At 64.6% G+C, this 1,259-nt stretch carries 2 protein-coding genes; both read right to left on the bottom strand.

Features of this window, described 5'->3' with window-relative positions:
* Positions 1 to 362: Ig-like domain-containing protein (locus tag AQ981_RS28540; protein WP_420809758.1), on the bottom strand; the 362-nt coding region annotated here is incomplete at its 3' end.
* Between the two features lie 3 nt (positions 363 to 365).
* Positions 366 to 1,259: Ig-like domain-containing protein (locus tag AQ981_RS28535; RefSeq protein ID WP_249226317.1), on the bottom strand; the 894-nt coding region annotated here is incomplete at both ends.

Here is a 1,259-nt window from a genome sequence, read left to right as displayed (position 1 = left end):
TCGGTTTCCACCGTCAGACTGCCCTCGGCCAGCTGCGCTGTACCGCTGTCCGCCACAAAGGTCACACTGACACTCTGGCTGCTGCCACTGATGGTGGCGGTCACTGCAGAGATGCCTGCCGTGGTATTCGTCAGGGTCATCACTACGCTGCCGTCCTCACCGGTCACCCCGGACGCGGCTATCGTCGCACCATTATCGGCACTGAAGCTTACGCTCTGGTTCGCCAGGGCATTGCCCTGCGCATCGGTCACCACTGCCTTCACGCTGTTGGTCGCCGACCCGTTGGCCTGGGCATTATCGGTTTCCACCGTCAGCGCCCCCTCGGCCAGTTGCGCCGTGCCGCTGTCCGCGGTAAAGGTCACACNGTGCCGTCCGCCGCAACGGACGCCGTCTCACTGCTCACCGCCAGCTGCGCCGTGCGCTCATCAGCGATAAAGCTCACGTTCACACTGCGGCTGCTGCCGTTATCCAGGCTGGCGGTCACCGCCGTCACACCTGCCGTGGTATTCGTCAGGGTCATCACTACGCTGCCGTCCTCACCGGTCACCCCGGACGCGGCTATCGTCGCACCATTATCCGCGCTGAAGCTTACGCTCTGGCCCGCCAGGACATTGCCCTGCGCATCGGTCACCACTGCCTTCACGCTGTTGGTGGCGGTGCCGTTGGCCAGGGCGTTATCGGTTTCCACCGTCAGTGCCCCCTCGGCCAGCTGCGCCGTGCCGCTGTCGGCCACAAAGGTCACGTTCACACTCTGGCTGCTGCCACTGATGGTGGCGGTCACTGCAGAGATGCCTGCCGTGGTATTCGTCAGGGTGACGGTCACGCTGCCGTCAGCCCCGGTCACCCCGGACGCGGCTATCGTCGCACCATTATCGGCACTGAAGCTTACGCTCTGGTCCGCCAGGGCATTGCCCTGCGCATCGGTCACCAGCGCCTTCACGCTGTTGGTGGCCGTGCCGTTGGCCAGCGCGTTATCGGTTTCCACCGTCAGACTGCCCTCGGCCAGTTGCGCCGTGCCGCTGTCCGCCGTAAAGGTCACGTTCACACTCTGGCTGCTGCCACTGATGGTGGCGGTCACTGCAGAGATCCCTGCCGTGGTATTCGTCAGGGTCATCACTACGCTGCCGTCAGCCCCGGTCACCCCGGACGCGGCTATTGTCGCACCATTACCGGCACTGAAGCTTACGCTCTGGCCCGCCAGGGCATTGCCCTGTGCATCGGTCACCACTGCCTTCACGCTGTTGGTCGCCGACCCGTTG

Origin of the sequence: Entomohabitans teleogrylli (assembly GCF_001484765.1) — a bacterium.
Lineage (GTDB): Bacteria > Pseudomonadota > Gammaproteobacteria > Enterobacterales > Enterobacteriaceae > Entomohabitans > Entomohabitans teleogrylli.
The sequence above is the reverse complement of the archived record's forward strand: the minus strand, read 5'-3'. Positions and strand labels throughout refer to the sequence as shown.